6 protein-coding genes and 1 pseudogene are annotated in these 6,105 nt (G+C 69.0%); 3 read left to right on the top strand and 4 right to left on the bottom strand.

Annotated features, from left to right (window positions below):
- Nucleotides 1–75 precede the first annotated feature (75 nt).
- Both ACO1BR_RS20420 and ACO1BR_RS20415 read right to left on the bottom strand, forming a co-directional pair.
- The gene (locus ACO1BR_RS20420; RefSeq protein ID WP_426796503.1) at nt 76–1,395 is read right to left on the bottom strand and encodes an MFS transporter; all 1,320 of its coding nucleotides are present in this window, start codon (nt 1,393–1,395) and stop codon (nt 76–78) included.
- A gap of 99 nt (nt 1,396–1,494) precedes the next feature.
- Nucleotides 1,495–2,955, bottom strand: coding sequence for a M20 family metallopeptidase (locus tag ACO1BR_RS20415; RefSeq protein ID WP_426796502.1), 1,461 nt, complete (start codon nt 2,953–2,955; stop codon nt 1,495–1,497).
- A gap of 167 nt (nt 2,956–3,122) precedes the next feature.
- Here ACO1BR_RS20415 and ACO1BR_RS20410 point away from each other — a divergent pair, with 167 nt between their 5' ends.
- Entirely contained in the window at nt 3,123–4,031 is a 909-nt protein-coding gene (locus ACO1BR_RS20410) for a LysR family transcriptional regulator (RefSeq protein WP_426796501.1), read from the top strand.
- Here ACO1BR_RS20410 and ACO1BR_RS20405 read toward each other — a convergent pair.
- Complete coding sequence (locus ACO1BR_RS20405) at nt 4,020–4,382, bottom strand: hypothetical protein (protein ID WP_426796500.1); 363 nt, start codon at nt 4,380–4,382, stop codon at nt 4,020–4,022. The two genes, ACO1BR_RS20410 and ACO1BR_RS20405, sit on opposite strands and share 12 nt — an antisense overlap.
- A gap of 13 nt (nt 4,383–4,395) precedes the next feature.
- Nucleotides 4,396–4,527 carry a hypothetical protein gene (locus tag ACO1BR_RS20400; protein WP_426796499.1) on the bottom strand — a complete coding sequence of 44 codons (132 nt, stop codon included), beginning with the start codon at nt 4,525–4,527 and terminating at the stop codon, nt 4,396–4,398.
- A gap of 1,068 nt (nt 4,528–5,595) precedes the next feature.
- Here ACO1BR_RS20400 and ACO1BR_RS20395 point away from each other — a divergent pair.
- On the top strand, nt 5,596–5,838 hold the full coding sequence (locus tag ACO1BR_RS20395; protein ID WP_426796498.1) for a hypothetical protein: 243 nt from the start codon (nt 5,596–5,598) through the stop codon (nt 5,836–5,838).
- Nucleotides 5,839–5,852: 14 nt separating this feature from the next.
- Nucleotides 5,853–6,105: pseudogene (locus ACO1BR_RS20390) on the top strand (flotillin); the annotation flags it as partial.

The raw sequence follows: 6,105 nt of genomic DNA, 5'->3' as shown, positions 1-6,105 counted from the left end.
CCGGCCTCGGCCCGGGAGAGACGCCAGGCGGTCACCACTTGTGGGTCCACACCGAGTCGCCTTCGTACGCCCTTGTCAGCGGAGGCCGCGGATGCGAGATCCGCTGACGAGCGCGGCGATGCTCACGGCTGAGACGGCCAGCAGGTAGTAGCTCGGCGAGATCCGGGAACCGGTCGCGGTGACCAGCGTCGCGGCGATGGTGGGGGTGAAGCCGCCGAAGAGGGCGGTGGTGGCGTTGTAACTGAACGCGAGCCCGGTAGCGCGGACTTCGACGGGGAAGGCGTCGGACATCACCGACGGCAGCGCGCCGAAGTACGTCGCCTTCAGCAGGCCGAGGACCGTCATGCACAGCACGAGGGACAGGAAGGACGGTGCCCTGGTGATCCAGACGAACAGCGGGACGGCGCTCAGGCCGATCAGGGCCGCGGCGGGGACCATGATCCTGAGCCGGCCGAAGCGGTCGGCGAGCAGGCCGACCACCGGGGTGCCGAAGGTGAGGATGACGCCGGTGATGAGCAGGGCGGTGAAGGACAGCGAGTTGTCCAGGCCGAGTTCCCTGATGGCGAAGGTGGGCATGTACTGAAGGGCGTAGTTGAGCGCGGTGGAGACCACCAGCGCTCCGCCGGCGATCAGCAGGCCGCCCCCGTGGTGGCGGAAGACCGAGCGGATCGGCGAAGGCGCCTTCCCGCCGTTCCGCGCCGCCGGCATCCGCGCCATCGCGGGCGACTCCTCGACGTAACGGCGTACGAGGTAGCCGACCGGGCCGACCAGCAGCCCGAAGGCGAACGGCACCCGCCAGCCCCAGGCCGTCATCTGGGCGTCGGACAGCGTCGTGGTCAGAGCCGCGGCGAACCCGGAGGCGATGAGGGTGGCGAGCCCCTGGCTGGCGAACTGGAAGCTGCCGAAGAAGCCCCTGCGCTGGTTGTTCTGCTCGACCAGGAAGGAGGTGGCGGCGCCGAACTCACCGCCGGCCGCGAAACCCTGGATGAGCCGGGCGAGCACGATGCCCAGCGGTGCGGCGAACCCGAGCGTCGCGTAGCCGGGCATGAACGCCATCAGCAGGGTGCCGAGGACCATCAGCCGGATCGACAGCATCAGCGCCTTTTTGCGCCCCTGCCGGTCGGCGTACGCGCCGAGCAGTAGGCCGCCGATCGGGCGGACCAGGTAGGTCACGCCGAACACCGCGTAGGTCCGGACGAGTTGGACGCCCGGGTCGGCATCGGGGAAGAAGTTCTTGCCGATGTACGTCGCCATCAGGGCGTACAGGGCGAGGTCGAAGAATTCGAGGGCGTTGCCGATGGTCGCCGCCGCTATCGCGCGCGTGGCTGATGGCCGACTCGGGGGTGCGGCCGGGGATGTCCCCGGCCGGGCGGGGTGCGGGGAGACTCCGGTCATGGCGGATCCTTCCGGCGTGCGCTCGGCTGCGTCGTGAGTCCGAACGGGGGGCGGGTGGCGGGAAGTTGGCCGAGCAGGGGTGGGGAGTCGGTGGTCTGCTCAGCCGCGGACGGAGAGCGGCGGGTCGGCGTCGGCGCGGACGGCGAGCGGTCGGTGGGTTTCGGCACGGGCGGGGAGGGGGTGGTCGGCCGAGGGGTGGCCGAGGGCGTGGAAGAGCGCGGTGGCCAGCACGATGCCCTCGCGGGCGATCGTGCCGAGCAGGTGCTCGTCGGGTGCGTGCTGGAGGCAGCCGGGGTAGGAGTGCGGCAGCCACAGAGTGGGCAGGCCGAGGATGTCGGTGAAGACGTGGTGGGGCAGCGAGCCGCCGATGTTGGGCAGGAGGGCGACTGTCTTGCCGGTGACCTGTTCCAACGTCGTCTTGGTCCAGCCCACCCACGGGTCGTCCAGTGGCGTACGGCTGGCAGCGAAGCTGCTGCGGACGGTCACGTCCACCATCGGGTAGCCGCGGGCGGCCAGGTGCTCGGCGACGATCTCCCGTATCCGGCTCACGTTGGTGCCGGTGACGTACCGCAGCTGCAGGACGGCGCGGGCCCGGCCGGGGATCGCGTTGACCGGGTGGTCGATGTCGGCTGAGCCGAGCGACAGGACCTCAAGGGTGTTCCAGCCGTAGAGCCGCTCGGCGGCGGTCAGGCCGGGCGCGCCCCACCCCTCGTCCGGGGCGGGGTCGCCGGGGTTGCCGGCGACCGTGACGCCGGCCAGTGCCCCGCGTACGGGGGCCGGAATCGGGGGCGGCAGCAGCGCGGGGACCTGGAGGCGGCCATGGCCGTCGACCAGGCTCGCGATGGCACCGGCCAGGGTGGTGGCGGGGTTGCGCAGGATGCCGCCCCAGTTGCCGGAATGGTACGACTCGGGGCGCAGGTCGACATCGAGCAGGAGCCTGACGCCGCCACGCGCCCCGAGAAACAGCGTCGGCGTCGCCGCGTCCAGGCGCGGCCCGTCCGAGGCGATCAGGACGTCGGCCCGCAGTTGTTCGCGGTGCGTGGCGGCGAAGTCGGCCAGGCCCGGCGAGCCGACCTCCTCGCCGGTCTCGAACAGGAAGGTCAGGTTGAAGCCGAGCGATCCCTGCTCTTCCAGCAGCAGCCGCAGCGCCGCGAGGTTGACCAGGTGCTGCCCCTTGTTGTCGGCCGCCCCGCGGCCGTACCACCGGTCGCCGTCGGCGGTCAGGGTCCACGGGTCGCGGCCCTGGCTCCACCGGCCGGCGTGGCCGTCCACCACGTCGGCGTGGCCGTAGCAGAGCAGCGTGGGGAGCTCGGGGGCCTCGACGCGGGTGCCGACGAGGAACGGGCCGCCGGAGGAGTCCGGGTTCGGGTACTCGGCCACGGAGCACCCGAGGCCGCGCAACGCGGGTACGAGAACCTCGTCGAGGTATGCCTTGACGGCAATGTGGCCTCCGGGGCGGGAGCTCTCCGTCGGGTAGCGGACCATCGCGCTCAGGTCGGCGAAGAACGCCCCCGAGTCGACGTAATCCTCGGCCTGTTGGACCAGATTCTCGGAAATCACAGGGCTACTCCTACAAGTCGCGCAGATGCGGAGGCACGTGCCTGTGCGGCGTTGGCTCAGCAGCGTAGGACGGTTTCCAGCCGCCTGACCATTGCTGTTTGCGCGCGGTTGCGTTCTAATCTCGGCAAACCGATGCGTCGGTCGCGCGCTCGCCCCACGGAGGTCCGATGCAGCTCATGCCGGTGAGCCTGGCGTACTTTCTCGAAGTCGCCCGGACAGGGGCGGTGAGCGAGGCCGCCCAGCGGCTGCGGGTCGCCCCCTCGGCGATCAGCAGGCAGATCGCCAAGCTCGAATCCGGGATCGGCGTCCCGCTGTTCGTCCGGCATCCGCGCGGGATGACCCTGACCGATGCCGGATCGCGGCTGCTGGCCCACGTCCGCCGCAGCGAGGCCGAGTCCTCCGCGCTCGTCACCGAGCTGCGCACCGGCAGCGGCGCCGAGGTCCGCAACGTCACCGTGGCCTGCTCGGAAGGCTTCGCCCGCCGCCTCGTCCCCCGTGCCATGGCGACCTTCCGGCGCGACCACCCGGACGTGACGTTCAGGCTCGACCGCGTACCCCACCAAGAGGCGACCCGCCGGGTGGCCGAGGGCATCGCCGACATCGCCGTCACCTACGCGATGGGCCCGCAGTACGACGTACGGGTGGAGTGCGCCGTCGTGGTGCCGATGGCCGCCATCGTGCCGCCCGGACACGAACTCGCCGACCGCGAGCGGGTCGGCCTGGCCGAGCTGTGCGCGTATCCCCTCGCCATGGCCCCGACCGGAACCACCCAGCGCGACCTCTTCGACATCGGCGTACAACTGGAGGGACTGGCCATCCGGCCGGCGCTGGTCTGCGACGCCATGGCCTCGAAGTACGAGTTCGTCCGCTCCGGCGGTGGCATCGCGCTCGTCGGCGACCTGGGCGACCTGCACTCGGACCCGGCGGCCGAAGGCGTCGTCTACGTACCGCTCGACCACCCGGTCTTCCGCCGTCGCGAGGCCCAGGTGCAGACGATGCTGGGCCGTCGACTGCCCTGGGCGGCAACGCAGTTCGCCGGGTTGCTGGTGTCACTGCTGCGACGGTCAGAGGCGTGACGACTCGACACCGGCACCGAGACGCCTCCGTCCCGCGTACCTGCGCACTTGTCCACCGTTCGCGACCAGCCTGGGGGCACGGATGAGGCACGGTGGCGTTCGAGCCACCATGTCGCGCCCTTGCTCCGCGAGAACCACGATGTCGTGGACGACCGTGACCAGAGCCACCGCCACCTTCCACGCGGGATCGGGCACCAGCGCCACGACTGCTGCCGCAGCGAGCAGCGGGACGAGTACCCGAGTACCGCGGATGCCCCTGCTCGGCCTCGCGTCTGTCTGGCCGTCGATGTACCCATCGGCCAGCACCGTCAATTCGGCGACCACCAACACGAGTGCCAGGGTGATTTCCACGAGCTGACTTCGATCAGTCTCCGGCCGAGCTGCAATCCCAGTGGCCAGCGGCGCGCGGAGCGAAGTCCGTGCCAACACCGATGGAGTTGTCCTGCCACGCGCAGCCGAATTCCTTCGTGAAGTCCTCGAAATCGGTCTTCCCCATCGAGCCAACGCTGACGCCGGCGCCCAGGAGTGAGCCGCAATTGCCATCGATGCTCTTGACCGAAACCTCACCCGCCGCCGGGTGTGCTGATGCCCCGCTGTCAGCAGATGCCACCCGTCCCGAAGACCATGATTCCACCGGCCAGAACCGCCGGCGCCAGTACTAGGCCGCAGTCCGCTGCTTCAACTTGTCCACTTGATTTCCCCGAAATTCGCACATGAGAGGCGCGCGGTCGCGGTCAACAACCTGCGCGGTTCAACGGTCGCGGATCACTGTAGTGACGACTCCTGCGGTATGTAAAGGAGCCTGAGAAAAGCTCAGTTATTGGACGTGCGACATGTTTCGAGCAGATACGCGACATTCCGCTCGGGCAGTCACACCGGCGATACGGCAGCACCAATGGAGGCGAGTCATGGCGCCTAACTGCACCAAAACCAGCAGTACTTCGGGGATGACACAGGGCCGCCTGCGGGTGCTGTCCGGGGTGCAGTCAGGGCATCCATCTGCACTGTGTTGAACATCGGCCGCGGAGAGTGATTTCAGGGAGTTTACGGATGCCGCGCCCGACACCGCAGGCGCCCGAAGCGGCTTCGGCCCTTGCCCCGTTTCGCGGACCGTTCGCGAGAGCAGGAGAGACGTCATGAACCAGTCGCAGCAGGCCCTCACAGCGACGGGCGCGCTCCCCGTCGTGTCCGTCGCAACCATCGCGGTGTCGATCGCACTCTTCGTACGTCGCAGTCCAGCGCCACACCAGCTCTCACGCTGTCCACGCCAGCAGGCGCACTGACCTGGTTATCGGCTGTTGAAGGGCGGGCTGAAGCCATCCTCGGGCCGGGGCGAGATATCCATCTGACCAACCCGTGAGCACGGCCCGCCACACATTGAGGGAACCTGGTCACCGGAGCGCAATTTGCACGACGTTAACGACGCGTCAAATTTGCCCCGTTCACAGCATGCCCGACCGGCGATCCCTCGCCAGCCCTATCGGACACATCCCACCAGGGCGTGCTCGGATCCAGTGAGTTAGGGTCGGGCACCACGAACGCAACGGGGGAAAGGCGGCGGTAAATGATCCGGGACGACGCCGTATTCGGCTGTACCGGAGTGCTGCTGATCGGCACGCGCGGAGCTGCCGGACCCGGTGAGGTTCTGGTGCGGATCCGCGGGGGCTCCGAAGCTTTCCTCGCGTGGTCCGCCGAGCCCCTTCTGGCAGGAACGACCGTGCTCGTGATCGAGTCCCGTGACAATCGCCAGGTCGACGTCATGGAGTGGGCTGACCCGTTGGACGCGTCGCCCGGCGACGCCGATTAAGGAGAGAACAAACAATGTTCGGATACCGCGTTCCCGCCCCTGATCAAGCCATGCTGATCTCAGGAGGCAAGCGCGGCCAGGGCGGCGCTCCGTTCCGAGTGGTCACCGGCCACGGCAAGTTCGTACTTCCGGTCATCCGCAAGGTGCGCTTCCTGACCCTGGCCATGTGTGAGGCCGAGGTCGCCGAAAAGTGCGTGACCCGGCAGGGCATCGCGCTCACGGTCCGTGCCGTGATCGCGTTCAAGGTCGGCAACGACACCGAGAGCA

Source organism: Streptomyces sp. YGL11-2, from assembly GCF_050054615.1.
GTDB lineage: Bacteria > Actinomycetota > Actinomycetes > Streptomycetales > Streptomycetaceae > Streptomyces.
Note: the sequence above shows the minus strand (reverse complement) of the source record. Positions and strands in the feature narration are given on the sequence as shown.

Bases quoted from the DNA above. Each gene is read 5' to 3' on its own strand.
- ACO1BR_RS20410 (WP_426796501.1), top strand. From the start codon at position 3,123: ATGCAGCTCATGCCGGTGAGCCTGGCGTACTTTCTCGAAGTCGCCCGG.
- ACO1BR_RS20395 (WP_426796498.1), top strand. From the start codon at position 5,596: ATGATCCGGGACGACGCCGTATTCGGCTGTACCGGAGTGCTGCTGATC.
- ACO1BR_RS20420 (WP_426796503.1), bottom strand. From the start codon at position 1,395: ATGACCGGAGTCTCCCCGCACCCCGCCCGGCCGGGGACATCCCCGGCC.
- ACO1BR_RS20400 (WP_426796499.1), bottom strand. From the start codon at position 4,527: ATGGGGAAGACCGATTTCGAGGACTTCACGAAGGAATTCGGCTGCGCG.